Here is an 18,058-nt window from a genome sequence, read left to right on the forward strand (position 1 = left end):
ACCAACCCGCTAGGCCACGCCACCCAAATCCGCTATGACGCGAGAGGCAGGCGCACCCATGTCATCAGCCCCATGGGCAACACCCAGGTCACCCGCTATGACCAGCGGGGCCGGGTGATTGAAATCCTGGCCCCCGGTGAGACCGAAGGCGCGGGCCGCAGGACCGTCTATGACAGCAATGGCTGGCCTATCCAGTCGATCAGCCCAAGCGGCCTGGTCACAGAAACCACCTATGACGAGAGAGGCCGCATTCAGGCCACCAAGGACCCTGCTGGCAATACTACCCGCTACGAATATGGACAAGACGGCACCGAGCAGGCAGGGCTGCTGATAGCGACCCACTACCCCACGTACAAAGAGACCTACCGGTACGACCAGCGAGGCAGGCAAACGGCCACCACCCAGCACCTGGGCGTTGGAGAGAGCCGCACACAAAGCCAAACCTACGATGTGCTGGGCCAGTCCGTAGCGAGCACCGATCCCGCAGGCAAGACCACGCTGGTTGAGTACGACGCGCTGGGCAGAAAGAGCGAGAGCACGGACCCGGCAGGGCAATCCACCCGCCAAAGCTGGAATGCCTTTGACCAGCTGACCAGCCTGACGGATGCCAATGGCAACACCCACCGTTTCGAGTACGACAAATCAGGACAGCAGACCAAAGAAACCCGCCCCATGGGCGGAGCCATTGCCTACCGCTACGACGCGGCCCACCAACTAATCCTGCGCACCGATGCAGGCGGCAATACACGAGCCTATAGCTATGACGCGGCCGGCCGCATGACACAAGCGCAACACCAGCTTGGCGGCACCACCCTTGATGAAAAAACCAGCTACCGGTATGACGACGACGGGCGGCTAGCTGCCTATGAGCAGCAAGATGACAACGGCCGGCTAATTAGCAGCGCCACCTTTATCCGAGATGTGCAAGGGCGCATTTCACAAAGCCAGACTAAATATGGAACAGTAGAGGGATCAGCAAGCTTCAGCTTTACCACAGGCCAAAGCTTTGACAGCGACGGCCAGCTGGCAAGCCACACCTATCCCGACGGCAGCACGCAAACCTATAGCTATACCAAAGGGCAGCTCGCCCACATCACGCTACCCAACAGCAGCGAGATCCGCTACCAAAACTACCAGTGGAACGTTCCCACCAGCATCCAAACCCCAGGCGCTGCCAAATCCTTGGAGCTGGATGCCCTGCAACGCCCCACCCGCATCCAGGTCCAGAACGGCAGCAACCAGGTTCTGGCCAGCAAAGCCTACCAATACGACAAGGCCGGCAATATCACCCAGATCGACAGCGACCTGGGCACCACCCAATATGGCTATGACAACCTGGACCGGCTAACCCAAGCAACCCCCGACCAAAGCCTGCAGGGCCTGGGCCTGCCCAGCGAACAATATGGCTATGACGCCGTTGGCAACCGCACCAGCAGCGCGCACCAGCCGGGCGCCTGGGGCTATAACGCCGACAACCAAATGGTTCGTTACCCCAGCAAAACACCCTTTAGCCCAAGCCCTGCGGTAGACACCCAGGTGAGCTACACCCCGCAGGGCCATACCCAACAAGAAACGAGTGGGCCGGACAGCAAGACCTACCGCTACAACGCCGCCGACCGGTTGACCCAGTATGAGAGCAGCGATGGGACCCAAGCCCATTACCGCTATGACCCCATTGGGCGCAGAATCAGCAAGAGCGTCACTAAAGACGCGGCCACCGAAGTGACCTACTTTGTCTACAGCGAGCAGGCGCTGATGGGAGAGTTGGATAAGGATGGCAAGCTGCAACGGGCTTATGGGTTCAATCCGGTTGCGGGGCAGCAGGGGGCCTGGAGTACCGATCCTGTCTGGCAAGCTGACGCTATTAATGGCAGCTTAGGTAAAGCTGAAATTGGTTATAACTATCTGCATACGGATTACCTTGGTACACCCACTGTTGCGACGGATAAAAATGGAATCGTAACGTGGAAGGCCATAATGGAAGCATTTGGTGTGACGGTTGTTGTTGAGAATCAGACGTCGATGAATTTGCGATTCCCGGGTCAATATTTTGATGATGAAAGTAAATTGAATTACAATTTCTTTAGGGGTTATGATCCTTATCATGGCCGATATAATGAGGGCGATCCAATTGGTTTAAGCGGGGGTATAAATGGATATATCTATGCATTAGGTAATCCGATTTTTAACTATGATCCCGATGGTCGAAAAGCAAAACAATACTGCCCTGGCACTTGTTCAGATTTGGTTGGGCCTGTGGCTAACATGTTGCGGGCATATAAGCCAAATATCTACGCAACCAAAAAATGCAAAATTCAATGCGATTCAATGTGGCGAGGTCTAGGTAAAAATTCTGGTGCAAAAGTAACAATTAACTCTAAAGAGTACGAGGTTATTAATTATTACGGAAATTCTATAATGTTTGTCTGGACTATTGCCCATGAATTGAGACATTGCAATAATAGCGCTTGGGAGGATTTTCCTAATCAAATAACACCAATATCGGATGAGGATAGATGGTTTAATAAAAAACATAATGAACTTGATAGAGAAGCTGAGAAAGATGCTTGGGATTTATATAACTCTGGGCAAGTTGAAAAACTATTCAGGGAGAAGGATCAATGTTCCAATTGTTGAAATTTGCAATAAAACGGTCATTCTTAGGATTCTCTTTGGTTTTTTTATTGACATCCTGTGAGCAGGCGGGGAATGTTAGGAAATATGCGACCACTATAATGTTTCAAGTGGCGGAAATTCAGTTATTGATTGAAGATGAATACAAGCGAAGTAATCATTTGGGTGTAAGAATTTCTGATGAATTTTATAAATGCATTTCTGTTGATTTGAATGGTGTAATACATGTCGATTGCAAGTCGAAATACGGCTTTGAGGGGGTTTTTAAGCCTGTTATTGAGTCCAACACGCTGCAATGGGTGTGCGAAGGGGTTCCGAAAAAATACTTCCAGGGTCGAGATAGCGTTGTGGGGGGGTGTGGAGAAAAATATAGGGCCACTATGAAATGAATTCTACTATCTTGGGTTTTGCGTAATGTGAGGCTTACTTTGGACGGCACAGCAGCGTTTGAACTGGAAGGCGTACAACGCATCATTGAAGGCGCAAGCCGACCTGAGAAAGACATGTAGTGGCTGGCTCCTGCGGCGGAAAACGTGAGCGTAGCCAAACGTTCTCAGACGCGACCATCCAGTTTTGCCTGATTATGAAATGCTTGGTTGACTTGCCCTTCTTTAGCTGAATGCACGAGTATTTGGAATTGACGTTTTTTAAACGACTTCAGGTAGTTGGCGTACTTCATGCATATTTCTATTGATTGTGTTTTACTCGAGGTATTTTTAGGGTTTGAGTAGATGGCTTAGTGGATCAAATCTGACTGAGAAAGAGTAGTTTTGACTATTGTTTTTTGATTTATTGTTCCCGAAATAATAGCTGTGCTGAATATAAAGGTGTAATAGGTGTGTGCGCTCTCGCACACACCAGCGATGCTGCCTACAAACCCTGAACCATCAACAGGCCTAGGTACAAGGCATTCACCATCCAAGATGCAGTTCGGCTGCTGCTAGTTAGTTAGGCGCTTCTAGTGTGATGAATAGGTCAGATGGCGCTTGATACCCAAATGCCGCGCTCACCCAGCCACAGCTCTAGCATGAGTCCCATCGTCGCCCCACCAAAGCGGATGAAGCACGCCCTTTCCCCCTCCAGCAGAGATCCACCACTGAAGGCAGCGAGCCCGCGCTAGAACCACCGCAAGGCATTCCATAAAGCACCGCTCGAACAAGACCATCCTCGACTTCATCAGTCACCCATCGTTTTCGGAGGGACGGCATCCCAGCCTGAGCGCCTAAGCCCCCCAGCACAGACTTCTCATATCCATATTTGAAATTCTTCGTGGTGCAAAGCCAGCCCGAAAGCTCCAATGGAGGCTTCGTTGCTGCTGCCGCCATGTGATGGCGCAGTCTTTACCTCCAGAAAGACGTCCCATGTTTCAGAGTTTCAAGCGTGTGCTGATCTCCGCTGCCATTGCTGTGGCGGTGCTGCCGGCTGTGGCGGCAGACAAGCTCAAGATCGCTGTCGTGCCCGGTGCCTATGCCGATTCCATCAATGCGACTGCCAAGGATGCCAAGGCCCAGGGGATCGATGTGGAGGTGATCGAGTTCACCGACTGGACCACGCCGAATGTCGCGGTCAACAACGGCGATATCGATATCAATTACTTCCAGCACCAGCCGTTTTTGGACAACGCGGTGAAGAAGAACGGCTACGCGCTGGCCAGCGCCGGCACCGGCATTCTGGCCAATGTGGGTCTCTATTCGCTCAAGCACAAGAACGTGGCCGATGTGCCCAACAACGGCAAGGTCGGCATTGCCAGTGACCCGGTCAACCAGGGCCGGGGCCTGTTGCTGCTGCAAAAGGTGGGGTTGATCACGCTCAAGCCGGGTGTCGGTTATCTGGGCTCGATCAACGACATTGCCAGCAACCCCAAGTCGCTGCGCTTTGTCGAGGTCGAAGGGCCGCAGCTGGTGCGCATCACCGGTGATGTCGATATCGCCCAGGGCTACCCGCACTTCATCGTCGCGGCCAAGGCCTTTGATCCATCGAGCGGCCTGGCGTATTCGGGCATCGAGGACCAACAGTTCGCGATCCAGTTCGTGGTCAAGAAGGACCGGGTCAACGACCCGGTGGTGCAGAAGTTCATCCGCATCTACCAGAACTCCGAGACCGTGCGCACGGTCAGCAAAAAGTCTTTCAGCAATGACGACCGGCTCTACACGCTGGCCTGGCTGAAGAAGTAAGCCGCGTACCAAGACCTTTCATCAAGCAAGCGAGAAAAACATGACGAACAAGATCAACAGACGCGTGGTGGCTGCAATTGCAGCAGCGGCCATGCTGGGAGGGTGGCAACTGGCGCAGGCAGCGGACAAGATCCGCATCGCCTCCACGCCGGGGGCCACGGCCGATGCCATCAAGGCGGTGGTTGCCGACGCCAAGAGCCAGGGGCTGGATGTGGAGCTGGTCGAGTTCACCGACTGGACGGTGCCCAACGAGGCCGTCAACAACGGCGATGTGGACCTGAACTTCTTCCAGCACCAGGCCTTTTTGAACAACGTCATCAAGGAGCGCGGCTACCAGCTCAAGTTTGTCGGCCTGGGCCTGCTGCAGAACATCGGCATCTACTCCGAGCGCTACCAGTCGCTGGCCGATGTGCCGGCCAAGGCCAAGGTCGCGATTGCCAATGACCCGGTCAACCAGGGCCGGGGCCTGGCGCTGCTGCAAAAGGCCGGCCTGATCCGCCTGCGCACCGGTGATGCGCCTGGCGCCACGGTGGCCGATGTCACCGACAACCCCAAGCAGCTGCGCTTCTACGAAGTCGAGGGCCCGCAACTGATCCGTTCGCTGCCCGATGTGGACCTGGCCGTGCTCTGGCCGAGCTACTTTGTCAGCGCCGGCAAGAAGGAACAGGCCAGCAAGGCCCTGGCCTATTCGGGCATTGCCGACCGCTTCTATGCGATGGGCTTTGTCTCGCAGGCCAGCCGCGCCGACGACCCCAAGCTGCGCAAGTTTGTCCAGGTGTTCCAGAACTCTGCGGCAGTCAAGCAGGCCATCAGCCAGCAGTTCAACAACGACCCCAAGCTGTACACCTTGCCCTGGTAAGGGCAGCGACCGCAGGAGAAGCACATGGCCCTTTCAGCCGTATCCAATGTATTGCGCAGGCAGTTCCGCGCCGAGGCTGAGCCTGCGGCAGACGGCCGCAGTGTGCGGGTGAATGCGCCTGTGTCAGCCGCCGCAGGCAGCCAGGGCCAGGCCTCAGCTGCGCCGCTGGGCACCGTGGTGTTCCGCGATCTGGGCAAGGTCTACCGCTCATCGGCGGGCGAGGTGCCTGCGCTGCAGAACATCACCCTGGACATTGCCGCCGGCAGCATCTTCGGCATCATCGGGCGCAGCGGCGCGGGCAAATCCAGCCTGCTGCGCACCATCAACCGGCTGGAAGCGCCCAGCAGCGGCCAGGTGCTGGTCGATGGTGTGGACATCGGCACGCTGGATGAAGCCGGTCTGGTGCAGCTGCGCCGCCGCGTCGGCATGATCTTTCAGCACTTCAACCTGCTGTCGGCCAAAACAGTGTTTGAGAATGTGGCCCTGCCGCTCAAGGTAGCCGGTGTGCCTGCCGCGCAGATCCAGCAGCGGGTGACCGAGCTGCTCGACCTGGTGGGCCTGCAGGACAAGCACAAGACCTACCCCAGCCGCCTCTCCGGCGGGCAAAAGCAGCGTGTGGGCATTGCCCGCGCGCTGGCCACCCGTCCCGAGATCCTGCTCTGCGACGAGGCCACCTCGGCGCTGGACCCGGAAACCACGCAGGCCATCCTGGCCTTGCTGCGCGACATCAACCGCCGCCTGGGCATCACGGTGATCCTGATCACCCATGAGATGAGCGTGATCCGCGAGATTGCCGACCAGGTGCTGGTGCTGGAGAAGGGCGAGATTGCCGAGCTGGGCGAGGTCTGGCAGGTGTTTGGCAACCCGCGCCATGCCGCCACCCAGGCCTTGCTGGCACCGCTGCGCCACGGCGTGCCCGATGACCTGCAGCAGCGCCTGCAACCACAAGCGCCCGGCACCGGCCAATTTGAACAAGTACTGCAGCTGGGCTACAGCGGGCATGACGGGCTGGAGCCGGACTTTCCCCGCATTGCCGAGGCACTGGGCGCCAAGGTGCGCCTGCTGCACGGCGGTGTGGACCGCATCCAGGGCCATGCCCAGGGCCAGCTCATCATCGCCATCGATGGTTCCGCTGGCCGCAACGACTGGGCCGCGCTGACGCAAGGCCCCGCCACCATTGCACATGAAATCAGGGTACTGGGCTATGTTGTTTGAACTGAGTATTTCCATCGACCGCTACTGGAAGGCGCTGGCAGACACCTTCATCATGGTGTCCACCTCGGCCGGTATCGCGCTGCTGGCGGGCATTCCGCTGGCCGTGCTGCTGATCGTGACGGCCCCCGGCGGTTTCCTGGAGTCGCCGCGCACCAACCGCATCGTCGGCAGCGTCGTCAACGGTTTCCGGGCCACGCCCTTTATCGTGCTGCTGGTCGCGTTGATTCCGTTCACCCGTCTGGTCACCGGCACGACGATCGGCGTCTGGGCGGCGATTGTTCCGCTGGCCATCAGCGCCACGCCGTTCTTCGCGCGCATTGCCGAGGTCAGCCTGCGTGAGGTCGATCCCGGCCTGATCGAGGCGGCGCAGGCGATTGGCTGCAAGAAGTGGGACATCGTGCGCCATGTCTACCTGCCCGAGGCCTTGCCCGGCATCATCGGCGGCTTCACCATCACCCTGGTAGCGCTGATCAGCTCGTCGGCCATGGCCGGTGCGGTGGGGGCCGGCGGCCTGGGCGACCTGGCGATCCGCTACGGCTACCAGCGCTTTGACACCCAGGTCATGCTGATCGTGATTGCGGTGCTGATTGCGCTGGTCACCATCGTGCAGGCCACCGGCGACCGCGTGGCGCACTGGCTGCGCAGCCGCTGAACGCCCACGCGTTCTGACAACGGCCCACCACGGCGCGGTGCCGTGGTCTGCAGGCCAGGGCGCGTCTCTGGCCTTTCTCTCTTCGAACCCTTCAGAAAGCACCGAATGACTTCAGCGGTTGCCCAGGGCGCAGCGTTGCCCGCCGACTCCCCATCCCGCCTGCCTTTGCCGCCCAGCCAGCCCGCGCTGATCCGCAGCGAGGCCGAGGCCTTGCAAGTGGCCGCTGCGCTGGCCGAGAGCTTTCGCGGTGGCGCGGCCCGGCGCGACAGCGAACGCCTGCTGCCCTGGGACGAGATCGAGCGCTACACTGCCAGCGGCCTGGGCGGCATCACCGTGCTGCGCAGCCATGGCGGCCTGCAGGCCAGCTGGCACACCGTCGTGCAGGTGTTTGCCAGCATCAGCGCGGCCGATGCCTCGCTGGGCCAGATTCCGCAGAACCACTTTGCGCTGGTGCAGAACCTGCGCGATACCGCCAGCCCCGAGCAGCAAAGCCGCTGGTTTGCCGATGTGCTGAGCGGCCACCGCCTGGGCAATGCCGGGCCGGAGCGCAAGGGCCGTGCTGCCCAGCTGAGCGATGCCACCGCCAGCCTGCGCCAGACAGCCGATGGCCGGCTGCTGGTCAACGGCACGCGTTACTACTCCACCGGCTCGCTGTTCGCCCACTGGGTGCCGTTCCGCGCCGAGGACGAGGCGCAGCGCCCGGTGCAGGTCTGGGTGCGGCGCACGGCGCCGGGCCTGCAGATCATCGACAACTGGAACGCCTTTGGCCAGAAGACCACCGCCAGCGGCGGTGTGGTGCTCAAGGACGTCGAGGTCGAGCCGCGCGATGTGATTGCGCTGCATGACCTGAAGGACCGGCCGACCCTGTCCGGCCCGGTGTCACAGATTCTGCAGGCCGCCATCGACCTGGGCATTGCCCAGGGCGCGTTCGACGAGGCGCGCCAGTTCGTGCGCGACAAGACCCGTGCCTGGGTGCACTCGGGTGTCGAGCATGCCTGGCAGGACCCCTACATCATCCAGGAGTTTGGCCAGCTGCAGGTCGAGCTGGATGCCGCACGCGAGGTGCTGCTCGATGCCGCGCAGCAGCTCGATGCATGGGCTGCGCAACCCGTCACCGACGAGAGCAGCGCCCAGGCATCGGTGGCGGTGGCGCGCGCCAAGATCTTGACCACCGAGGCCGCGCTGAACGCCAGCGAACGCCTGCTGGAGCTGGGCGGCACCTCGTCGGCCCGCGCCGGCTACAACCTGGACCGCTATTGGCGCAATGCCCGCGTGCATACCTTGCACGACCCGGTGCGCTGGAAATACCACCTGCTGGGCAACTACCTGCTCAATGGCCGCGCACCGCGCCGCCACCAGTGGAACTGAGCCACCGCACCGCCCAACGACTTTGATGCGCGCGCCGGCAGCCCGCTGCCGCCCCGCCGCCGAGCAAGCACCATGACTACCTCTCCCCCTGTGATCGCCGCTGCCAACCCGGTGGCACCCGCCCCCGCACCGCGCCAGCGCCCGCCCGTGTTTGTCAGTGAGCAGGCCGCACTGCAAAAAGCCCAGCAACTGGCCGATGCCTGGGCTGGCGATGCGGTGCTGCGTGACCGTGAGCGCCGCCTGCCCTGGGCGGAAATCGAGGCCTACAGCGACAGCGGCCTCTGGGCCATCACCGTGCCGCGCGCCTATGGCGGCCTGCAGGCCGGCGCCTGGACGGTGGCGCAGCTGATCGCCACCGTGGCGGCGGCCGATGGCTCCTTGGGCCATATTCCGCAGAACCATTTCTATGCGCTGGAGGTGCTGCGCGTGGGCGGCAGCGAGGCCCAGCAGCGCTTTTTCTACGAGCGGGTGCAGGCCGGCGAGCGCTTTGGCAACGCGCTGTCCGAGATCGGCCACCGCGACTACCGCCGCCGCTCGCGGCTGGAGCGGGGCGCATCGGGCTGGGTGCTCAATGGCCGCAAGTTCTACTGCACCGGTGCCATCTTTGCGCACTGGATTCCGGTACAGACCATGCAGGTCATCGATGCTGCCCAGGACCCCGTCAGCGTGATGGTGTTTGTGCCGCGCAGCGCGCCGGGCGTGACGGTGATCGACGATTGGGACGGCATGGGCCAGCGGGTCACCGGCAGCGGCTCGGTGCTGCTGGAGAACGTCGCCATCGATGAGGCCTGGATCGTGCCTTTCCAATCGAGCTTCGACAGCCCCAGCACCATCGGGCCGTTTGCGCAGATCATCCATGCCGCCATCGACCTGGGCATTGGCGAGGGCGCACTGCGTGCCACCTTGCCCTTTGTGCGCAACCAGTCGCGCGCCTGGGTGGATGCCGGCGTGGCGCAGGCCAGTGATGACCCCTTGACCCTGCAGGCGCTGGGCAATGTGGAGCTGCGCCTGCATGCCGCACGTGCGCTGCTGCGGCGCTCGGGCAGCCTGGTCGATGCCGCGCAGCAGGAGCCCACGGCGCATACGGTGGCTGCCGCCTCGGTGGCCGTGGCGCAGGCGCGTGCGCTGGCGCATACGGCCGGCCTGCTGGCGGCCAACAAGCTGCTGGAGCTGGGTGGCACCTCGGCCACCTTTGCCGAGCATGGTTTTGACAGCTACTGGCGCAATGTGCGCACCCATACCCTGCATGACCCGGTGCGCTGGAAATACCATGCCATCGGCAACTATGCGCTGAGCGGCGTGCTGCCCCCGCGCCACGGAGCACTGTGATGGCCAGCACCCCCGCGAGCGCGCGGGCGCCCATCATCCTCAATGCCTTCAACATGGCCAGTGTCGGCCATATCAACCATGGGCTGTGGGCGCATCCGCGCGACCAATCGAGCCACTACCACCGCCTGGACTACTGGACCGGCCTGGCCAAGGAGCTGGAGCGCGGCCTGTTCGACAGCCTCTTCATTGCCGACATCATCGGCGTCTATGACACCTACCAGCAGTCGGTCGATGTGACCTTGCGCGAGTCGGTGCAACTGCCCATCAACGATCCCACCCTGGTGGTGCCCGCGATGGCGGCGGTGACCGAGCACCTGGGCTTTGGTGTCACCGTCAACCTCAGCTACGAGCAGCCCTATCTGCTGGCGCGGCGCTTTTCTACGTTGGACCACCTGACGCAAGGCCGCATTGGCTGGAACATCGTCACCGGCTACCTCGACTCGGCCGCGCGCGCGATGGGCCAGCGGCATCAGTTGGCGCACGATGCGCGCTATGACCGTGCCGATGAGTTCATGGACGTGCTCTACCAGCTCTGGGAAGGCAGCTGGAGCGACAGCGCCGTGCTGCGGGACCGCGCAGGCCGCATCTATGCCGACCCGCATCAGGTGCGGCGCGTGCAGCACAGCGGCCCGCATTTTCAGGTCGATGGCTACCACCTGAGCGAGCCCTCGCCGCAGCGCACGCCGGTGCTGCTGCAGGCGGGCAGTTCGGGCCGCGGCCTGCAGTTTGCCGCGCGCCATGCCGAATGCGTGTTCATGGCCATCCAGGACAAGGCCGCCACCGCCGCGCTGGTGCGCCAGCTGCGCGCTGAAGCCGTGCGTGCCGGCCGCCAGCCCGGCGACATCAAGGTGCTGGTGGGCATGACCCCCGTGGTGGGCGCCACCGCGCGCCAGGCCCAGGAAAAGTACCAGGAGTACTGCCGCTATGCCAGCCCCGAGGCCGCGTTGGCGCATTTGTCGGCCACGGCCGGCATTGATTTCTCGACCTACCAGCGCGACACGCCGCTGCTGCAGCAGCACCGCAGCAATGGCATCGAGAACTCGATCAAGCGCCTGGCCAATGGCCGCGAGGACTACCGCCTGGGCGACCTGGTCGATGAGCTGGCCTTGGGCGGGCGCTATGCCACCGTGGTGGGTGATGCCCAGCAGATCGCCGACGAGATGCAATCGTGGGTGGAGGAGGCCGGCGTCGATGGCTTCAACCTGGCCCGCACCGTGGTACCCGAATGCTTTGGCGACTTTATCGACCTGGTCGTCCCCGAGCTGCAGTCGAGGGGCCTGCACAAGAACGCCTATGCGCCCGGCAGCATGCGCCACAAGCTGTTTGGCCACGGCGACCGCCTGCCGGCCCACCACCATGCGCAGCAGTTTCGCCAGCAGCCTGTGGCTGTCGCCCCTGCTGATGATTCCCCCGCTGCTTTCATTCCCAGCGCCCAGGCCTTGGCCTGAGTGCTACCCAGGAGCCTCCCCATGTCTCAAAACACCTCTTCTCCGCTGCCGGGCCAACGCCGGCGTTTTCTGTCCTCGTCGCTGGCAGCGGGTGCCGCGCTCGCCACCGGCGCCTGGCGCAGCAGCGCCCAGGCAGCGGTACCGGCAACGACCAAGGTGCTGAAAGTGGGGGTCACCTCGGGCCCGCATGAGCAGGTGTTCGAGGCCGTCAAAAAAGTGGCCGAGCGCGACTACGGCCTCAAGATCGAGATCGTCTCGTTCAGCGACTATGTGATGCCCAATGCGGCGCTGGATGCGGGTGACCTGGATGCCAACAGCTTCCAGCACGGTCCCTTCCTGCAGGCGGCGATCCGTGCGCGTGGCTACAAGCTGGTGGGCTTTGGCCGCACCTGGGTGGGCCCGATTGCGCTGTTCTCCAAGCGCTACAAGCGGCTGGACGATGTGCCCGAGGGCGCGCAGATTGCACTGCCCAACGACCCGGCCAATGGCGGGCGCGTGCTGCTGCTGTTGGAGAAGGGCGGCCTCATCAAGCTCAAGCCCGGCATCGACCCGATCAAGGGCGTGTTTGCCTCGACCCAAGACATCACAGACAACCCGCGCAAGCTGCGCTTTGTCGAGCTCGAATCGCCGATGCTGGTGCGCGCGATGGACGATGTGGAGCTGGCCGCCATCAATGCCGACTATGCCTACAAGGCGGGGCTCAATCCCACGAAGGACTCGCTGCTGGTCGAGGGCGGTGACAGCCCCTATGTCTGCCTGATCGCCGTGCAGGAGAAAAACCGCGATGCGCCCTGGGTGCCGCAGCTGGTAGCGGCCTACCGCACCGACGAGGTGCGCAGCTACATCCAGCAGGCCTTCAACGGCGTGGTCATCCCCTCGTGGTGATGCTGCGCCTGACCTTCCGCGTTCCCTGAGCTTCTTCACCGACACCGGCCATGACTGACAAGAAATACATGCATGTCAACGCGTTCAACATGAACTGCGTGGGACATATCCACCACGGGCTGTGGACGCATCCGCGCGACCAGTCCACCCAGTACCACACGCTCAAGTACTGGACCGACATCGCCAAGCTGCTGGAGAAAGGCCTGTTCGACGGCATCTTCATCGCCGACGTGGTGGGCTACTACGACGTCTACCAGCGTGGGGTGGACCTGACCCTGCGCGAGGCGATCCAGCTGCCGGTGAACAACCCCTGGCTGCTGGTGTCGGCGATGGCGGCGGTGACCGAGCACCTGGGCTTTGGCCTGACCGCCACCGTCAATGCGCACCAGCCCTACACCTTTGCCCGCGATGTGAGCACCCTGGACCAGCTGAGCAACGGCCGCATCGGTTGGAACATCGTCACCGGCTATGTGGACAGCGGCGCGCGCGGCCTGGGCCAGGACGGCCTGGCCGACCATGACAGCCGCTACGACCGTGCCGATGACTTTCTGGCACTGGCCTACAAGTTCTGGGAAGGCAGCTGGGAGGACGGCGCCGTGATCGCCGACAAGGCGCGCCGCATCCACACCCTGCCGGACAAGGTGCACCCCGTTGTGCATGACGGGCCGTTCTACCGCGCCAATGCCATCCACATGAGCGCACCATCGCCGCAGCGCACGCCGGTGCTGTTCCAGGCCGGCACCTCGCAGAGGGGGCTGCAGTTTGCCGGCCAGCATGGCGAGGGCATCTTTATCGGTGCGCGCACGCCAGAGGCGGCAAGGGATGCCTCGCGCAAGCTGCGTGCGGCCGCCGTGGCTGCCGGGCGCAGGCCCGATGACATCAAGATCTATGTGGGCGCGGCCGTGGTGGTGGCGCCCACCCAGGCCGAGGCCGAGGAGAAATATGCCGACTACCTGGCCTATGCCAGTGCCGAAGGGGGCCTGGCGCATTTTGCCGCCAGCACCGGCGTGGACTTTGCGCAGTACGACCTGGACGAGCCCATCGTCTACGGCCAGGGCAATGCCATTCAGTCCGCGGTGCAGGCTGCCCAGCAGCAGGGCCTGACCACGCGGCGCAAGCTGCTCGAACAGTTCAGCCTGGGCAGCCGCTACAACACCATCGTGGGCGACCCGCAGCAGGTGGCCGATGCGCTGGAGCGCTGGATCGATGTCGGCGAGATCGACGGCTTCAACCTGACCCGCATCGTCGTGCCCGAGACCTGGGAGGACTTTGTCAGCCTGGCCGTGCCCGAGTTGCAAAACCGGGGCCGCTACCGCACGCGCTACGAAGAAGGCAGCCTGCGCCACAAGCTGTTTGGTCGTGGCGATGGTCTACCCGCCAACCACCCCGGCGCGCAGCAGCGCCGATAAGAGCCGCTAACACAACCCTTGATACGTCGTTGCCCTGCCTTGTCGTACCACTGTACTGCCTGCGGCAGGACGCCTAGTCTCAACCGCAAACCTTCGGTTTGCTGGGTCGTGTTAGCGGCTCTAAGCACCGAGATTTTTTGAAAGCAGCCATGAAGTTTTTCCCCGCTTTGACAGCCCTGCTGCTGTCGCTCGCCACCCTGGGCGTTGCCCAGGCCCAGCCACTGCGCATCGGCGTCACGCCCGGCTCGCTCGCCGATTCGGCCCAGATTGCCGCGCGCGAGGCCAAGGCCCAGGGGCTGGATGTGCAGATCGTCGAGTTTACCGACTGGACCCTGCCCAATACCGCGCTGGTCAACGGCGATCTGGACCTGAACTACTACCAGCACCAGGCTTTTCTGGACACCTTCAACCGCGAAAACCGGCAGGATCTGCGCGCCGTGGCCGTAGGCTCGCGGGGCAATATTGGCATCTTCTCCAAGCGCTACAAAAGCCTGGACAGCCTGCCCACGGGCGCCAGCGTGGCGCTGGCCAACGACACCTCCAACCAGGCGCGTGCCATTGCGACCTTGCGCGATGCGGGCCTGGTGACCCTGCGCGCCAATGCGCCGCAGCTGGCCCAGATCGACGACATCGCCAGCAACCCCAAGAAGCTCAAGTTCATCGAGGTGGCCGGGCCCCAGCTGGCGCGGGCGCTCGATGATGCCGACATCACCGTCGTCAGCCTGGGTGGCCTGCTGCAGGCCGGCCAGCTGGAGACCGCCCGCCAGGGTCTGTACTACAGCGTGGGATCCGACGCGTTCTGGGCCATCCACTTTGTGACCCGGGCCGACAACGTCAAGGACGCACGGGTGCGCAAGTTCATCGACATCTACCAGCAATCCCCGGCGGTGCGCCAGCAGATCCATGCCTCGTATGCCAATGAAAGCCGCTTCTACAGCCTGCCCTGGCTGAAGTGATACCGCTACCTACAGGAAGAAAGACGATGATGACGTTTGCGCTGAAAAAATACCTGCTGGCGCTGGGCGCCGGCGCTATGGCGGTAGCCAGTGCCGTGGCTGCCCCGCTGAAGATCGGGGTCACGCCCGGCTCGCTGGCCGACTCGGTCCAGGTCGCCGCCAAGGAGGCCCGCCAGGCCGGGCTCGATGTGCAGGTGATCGAGTTCACCGACTGGACCACGCCCAACACCGCGCTGGATGCAGGCGATATCGATATCAACTACTTCCAGCACCAGGCCTTTTTGGACAACGCGATCCGAGACCGGGGCTACAAGATCGAGAGCGTGGGTGTGGGCCTGCTGCCCAATATCGGCCTCTATTCGAAGAAGCATGCGGCGCTGGCCGATATCCCGGCCGGCTCCTCGGTCGGTGTGGCCAACGACCCGGTCAACCAGGCACGGGGCCTGTTGCTGCTGCAAACGGCCGGGCTCATCACCTTACGCCCTGGTGTGGGCGCCAAGGCCAGCGTCAATGACATCGTCAGCAACCCACGCAAGCTCAAGCTGCTGGAGGTGGAGGGCCCGCAACTGGTGCGTGCGCTCGATGATGTGGCACTCGCCCAGGGCTATCCGGCCCACCTGGTCAATGCCGGCCAGCGTGAGCTGGCCAGCCGCGCGCTGCTGTACTCCACCGTCGACGACCTGTACTATGCCATCCGCTTTGTGGCCCGCAGTAACCGCAAGCAGGACCCGCGCATTGCGCAGTTCGTGCAGCTCTACCAGGCATCGCCTGCGGTCGCCAAGCAGATCAGCGCCTCGTTTGCCGATGACGCCAAGCTCTATTCGCTGCCCTGGAAGAACACCGCCAAGGCCGCGCCATGACTGCAGCCACATTGACACGCCAGGCGCCCGAGGCGAGCGATGCCAGCCCACCGAGCCTGGCTGATCTGCAGCAGCGCTTTGCGCCGGTGTTTGCACGCATTGCCGAAGGGGCGGCCGAGCGCGAGCACAGCCGCAGCCTGGCCCATGCACCGCTGCAATGGCTGCGGGACAGTGGCTTTACCGCCTTGCGCCTGCCCAGGGCCTGGGGGGGCGGCGGCGCGTCGCTGGAGCAGCTCGTGGCCTTGCTGGTGGACCTGGCCGAGGCCGACCCCAACCTGACCCAGATCCTGCGGCCGCACTTTTTGTTTGTGGACCGCGTGCTCTACCAAGGCGCACCCGAGGCGCAGCGCCACTGGCTGCCCTTGGTGGCCCAGGGCGCCACCTTTGGCAATGCAACCACCGAGGTGGGCGAGGGGGCGGTAGGCAGCTTGCAGACCACCTTGCAACCCGACGCGGCGGCGCCCGGCCACTGGCGGCTCGATGGCCAGAAGTTCTACAGCACCGGCAGTCTCTATGCTGACTGGATCAGCGTACTGGCCCGCGCCGTGGTGCCCGGCCAGCCCGACCAGACGGTGCATGCGCTGGTGGCGGGCGACGCGCCTGGTGTGGAGCGGCTCGATGACTGGCGCGGCTTTGGCCAGCGGTTGACCGGATCGGGCACCACGGTGCTGCGCGATGTGCAGGTGCCCGCGCACGCGGTGCTGCAGTTCCGCGCCGGTGAGCCTTCGCCCATCGTGGCCTTTGCGCAGCTGTTCCACCTGGCGAGCCTGGCGGGCATTGCGCGTGCGCTTAGCCGCGACACCGTGGCCTATGTGCAGGCGCGCCGCCGCGTGTTCAGCCATGGCGCAGCGTCACTGCCCAAGGACGATCCGCTGGTGCAGCAGATTGTGGGCCAGCTGGCCAGTACCGCCTACATGAGCGAGCTGGTGGTGCGCGATGTGGCCCAGGCACTGGGCCCGATCCTGCGCAGTGCCGAGGCCGGCCAGGAGCGCGCTGACAAGGCCCGGCTCGATGCGCTGGAGCTGCGTGCCGCGCAGGCCCAGGTGGCCGTGGTGGATGCGGTGCTGCAGGCAGCCACCCGCATGTTCGATGTGGGCGGATCGAGCGCACTGGCCGAGGGCCTGCGGCTGGACCGCCACTGGCGCAATGCGCGCACCCTGGCCTCGCACAACCCGGTCATCTACAAGGCCAAGTCGGTGGGCGACATGCTGCTCAACGGGGCCGAGCCGGTTTACTTCTGGCAGGTGGGCCTCGCAGCAAAAAACGCATAAGAACATGAGATTTCATTCCTTGGCGTGGCGCAGCGCACTGGTTGTAATGGTGGCCTTGGGACCCTTTGCCACGGCATGCCTTCTGAGGCGCCATCGCCAGCGCACAGGTGTCCTCGACGCTGGAGACAGCGACCCGGATAGGCCGGGCCCTGGCCTCTTGCGCGCCTGAACGACTGGAATGTACATGAGCCGCATCTTGAAAACCGTCATCGTCAATGGCAGCCTGGGCAAGCCTTCGCGCACCCGCAGCCTGCTCTACAGCCTGCATCTGCAACTGGGCCAGACCCTGGGCCAAACGGCCGAGCCAGTGCGTCTGGATGTACGCCATATCGATCTGGTCGATCTGGTGGCCGACATCGGCCCCGTGCTGTACAAGGATGCGCTGTCCGCCCAGGCCCGTGATGCGCTGGAAGCGATCGAGACGGCGGACTTCCTGATCGTTGGCTCGCCGGTCTACCGTGGCAGCCTGCCGGGTCTGCTCAAGCACCTGTTTGACCTGGTCGACCAGCATGCGCTGCAGGGCACGCCGGTGCTGCTGGCCGCCACTGGCGGCAGCCCGCGCCATTCGCTGGTGCTGGACCACCAGCTGCGCCCGCTGTTCGGATTTTTCTCGGCACTGACCCTTCCGATCGGGGTCTACGCGACGCCCGAAGACATCCAGGGCGGCGTGGTGGTCAGCGAGGCGCTGCACAAGCACATTGCACTGGCCGTGGAGCTGGCCGTGCCGGTGCTCAGTGCCTTGGCGCACAGCCAGCGCAGCAGCCAGCCCGCCTTGCACGCGCTGGAGCGCCAGGCCGCCTGAGCGCCGATAACCCCAGCCTTGGCACGCCGTTGCCCGCCCACCTTGGGTTTGCCGGGCCATGTTGGCGGCGCTGAGAACCCGTTCCAAGCGCAGCCCCCGGCTTGCCCGCCATTGCCACCCGCATGCGTTGCTGGCGGGCTGGCGCGGCACGCCATGCGGCGTCTGCTGCACGCCCCCTGCCTTGCAGCATCCCTGA

Annotated in this window: 16 protein-coding genes; 15 read left to right on the forward strand and 1 reads right to left on the reverse strand. The window is 63.0% G+C overall.

Annotated elements, in window-relative coordinates; genetic code table 11:
• The first annotated feature begins 72 nt into the window (after positions 1 to 72).
• Both AB7A72_RS07665 and AB7A72_RS07670 read left to right on the forward strand, forming a co-directional pair.
• Positions 73 to 2,637 (forward strand): RHS repeat-associated core domain-containing protein, encoded by a 2,565-nt coding sequence (locus AB7A72_RS07665; RefSeq protein WP_407064958.1) that lies wholly within the window; start codon positions 73 to 75, stop codon positions 2,635 to 2,637.
• Positions 2,622 to 3,023 (forward strand): hypothetical protein, encoded by a 402-nt coding sequence (locus AB7A72_RS07670; RefSeq protein WP_369459532.1) that lies wholly within the window; start codon positions 2,622 to 2,624, stop codon positions 3,021 to 3,023. Before AB7A72_RS07665 ends, AB7A72_RS07670 begins: the two co-directional genes overlap by 16 nt.
• A gap of 164 nt (positions 3,024 to 3,187) precedes the next feature.
• Here AB7A72_RS07670 and AB7A72_RS07680 read toward each other — a convergent pair whose 3' ends face one another.
• On the reverse strand, positions 3,188 to 3,313 hold the full coding sequence (locus AB7A72_RS07680) for a hypothetical protein (protein ID WP_369459832.1): 126 nt from the start codon (positions 3,311 to 3,313) through the stop codon (positions 3,188 to 3,190).
• Positions 3,314 to 3,995: 682 nt separating this feature from the next.
• On the opposite strand from AB7A72_RS07680, the gene AB7A72_RS07685 reads away from it, so the two are divergent.
• From AB7A72_RS07685 to AB7A72_RS07745, 13 genes are all read left to right on the forward strand, one after another.
• On the forward strand, positions 3,996 to 4,808 hold the full coding sequence (locus tag AB7A72_RS07685) for a MetQ/NlpA family ABC transporter substrate-binding protein (protein ID WP_369459533.1): 813 nt from the start codon (positions 3,996 to 3,998) through the stop codon (positions 4,806 to 4,808).
• A gap of 40 nt (positions 4,809 to 4,848) precedes the next feature.
• On the forward strand, positions 4,849 to 5,667 hold the full coding sequence (locus tag AB7A72_RS07690) for a MetQ/NlpA family ABC transporter substrate-binding protein (protein WP_312835216.1): 819 nt from the start codon (positions 4,849 to 4,851) through the stop codon (positions 5,665 to 5,667).
• 24 nt (positions 5,668 to 5,691) lie between these two features.
• A complete protein-coding gene (locus AB7A72_RS07695) occupies positions 5,692 to 6,882 on the forward strand; it encodes a methionine ABC transporter ATP-binding protein (RefSeq protein WP_369459534.1) in 1,191 nt (396 codons plus the stop codon).
• Positions 6,872 to 7,534 (forward strand): methionine ABC transporter permease, encoded by a 663-nt coding sequence (locus AB7A72_RS07700; protein WP_239809753.1) that lies wholly within the window; start codon positions 6,872 to 6,874, stop codon positions 7,532 to 7,534. Before AB7A72_RS07695 ends, AB7A72_RS07700 begins: the two co-directional genes overlap by 11 nt.
• Before the next feature lie 105 nt (positions 7,535 to 7,639).
• On the forward strand, positions 7,640 to 8,902 hold the full coding sequence (locus AB7A72_RS07705; RefSeq protein WP_369459535.1) for an SfnB family sulfur acquisition oxidoreductase: 1,263 nt from the start codon (positions 7,640 to 7,642) through the stop codon (positions 8,900 to 8,902).
• Between the two features lie 72 nt (positions 8,903 to 8,974).
• Complete coding sequence (locus AB7A72_RS07710; RefSeq protein WP_369459537.1) at positions 8,975 to 10,231, forward strand: SfnB family sulfur acquisition oxidoreductase; 1,257 nt, start codon at positions 8,975 to 8,977, stop codon at positions 10,229 to 10,231.
• A complete protein-coding gene (locus AB7A72_RS07715) occupies positions 10,231 to 11,679 on the forward strand; it encodes an LLM class flavin-dependent oxidoreductase (protein WP_369459538.1) in 1,449 nt (482 codons plus the stop codon). The genes AB7A72_RS07710 and AB7A72_RS07715 overlap by 1 nt, the downstream gene beginning before the upstream one ends.
• A 21-nt stretch (positions 11,680 to 11,700) precedes the next feature.
• Entirely contained in the window at positions 11,701 to 12,564 is an 864-nt protein-coding gene (locus tag AB7A72_RS07720) for a MetQ/NlpA family ABC transporter substrate-binding protein (protein WP_369459539.1), read from the forward strand.
• A gap of 50 nt (positions 12,565 to 12,614) precedes the next feature.
• Positions 12,615 to 13,973: an LLM class flavin-dependent oxidoreductase gene (locus tag AB7A72_RS07725; RefSeq protein WP_369459540.1), complete on the forward strand. Its 1,359-nt coding sequence runs from the start codon at positions 12,615 to 12,617 to the stop codon at positions 13,971 to 13,973.
• Positions 13,974 to 14,122: 149 nt separating this feature from the next.
• Positions 14,123 to 14,929: a MetQ/NlpA family ABC transporter substrate-binding protein gene (locus tag AB7A72_RS07730; RefSeq protein WP_369459541.1), complete on the forward strand. Its 807-nt coding sequence runs from the start codon at positions 14,123 to 14,125 to the stop codon at positions 14,927 to 14,929.
• A gap of 26 nt (positions 14,930 to 14,955) precedes the next feature.
• A complete protein-coding gene (locus AB7A72_RS07735) occupies positions 14,956 to 15,789 on the forward strand; it encodes a MetQ/NlpA family ABC transporter substrate-binding protein (protein ID WP_407064959.1) in 834 nt (277 codons plus the stop codon).
• Positions 15,786 to 17,060 carry an acyl-CoA dehydrogenase family protein gene (locus AB7A72_RS07740; RefSeq protein ID WP_369459542.1) on the forward strand — a complete coding sequence of 425 codons (1,275 nt, stop codon included), beginning with the start codon at positions 15,786 to 15,788 and terminating at the stop codon, positions 17,058 to 17,060. Before AB7A72_RS07735 ends, AB7A72_RS07740 begins: the two co-directional genes overlap by 4 nt.
• 184 nt (positions 17,061 to 17,244) lie before the next feature.
• Positions 17,245 to 17,862 (forward strand): NAD(P)H-dependent oxidoreductase, encoded by a 618-nt coding sequence (locus AB7A72_RS07745; protein WP_369459543.1) that lies wholly within the window; start codon positions 17,245 to 17,247, stop codon positions 17,860 to 17,862.
• Positions 17,863 to 18,058: the final 196 nt, after the last annotated feature.

The sequence above is a fragment of the Comamonas sediminis genome (assembly GCF_041107495.1).
GTDB lineage: Bacteria > Pseudomonadota > Gammaproteobacteria > Burkholderiales > Burkholderiaceae_C > Comamonas > Comamonas sediminis.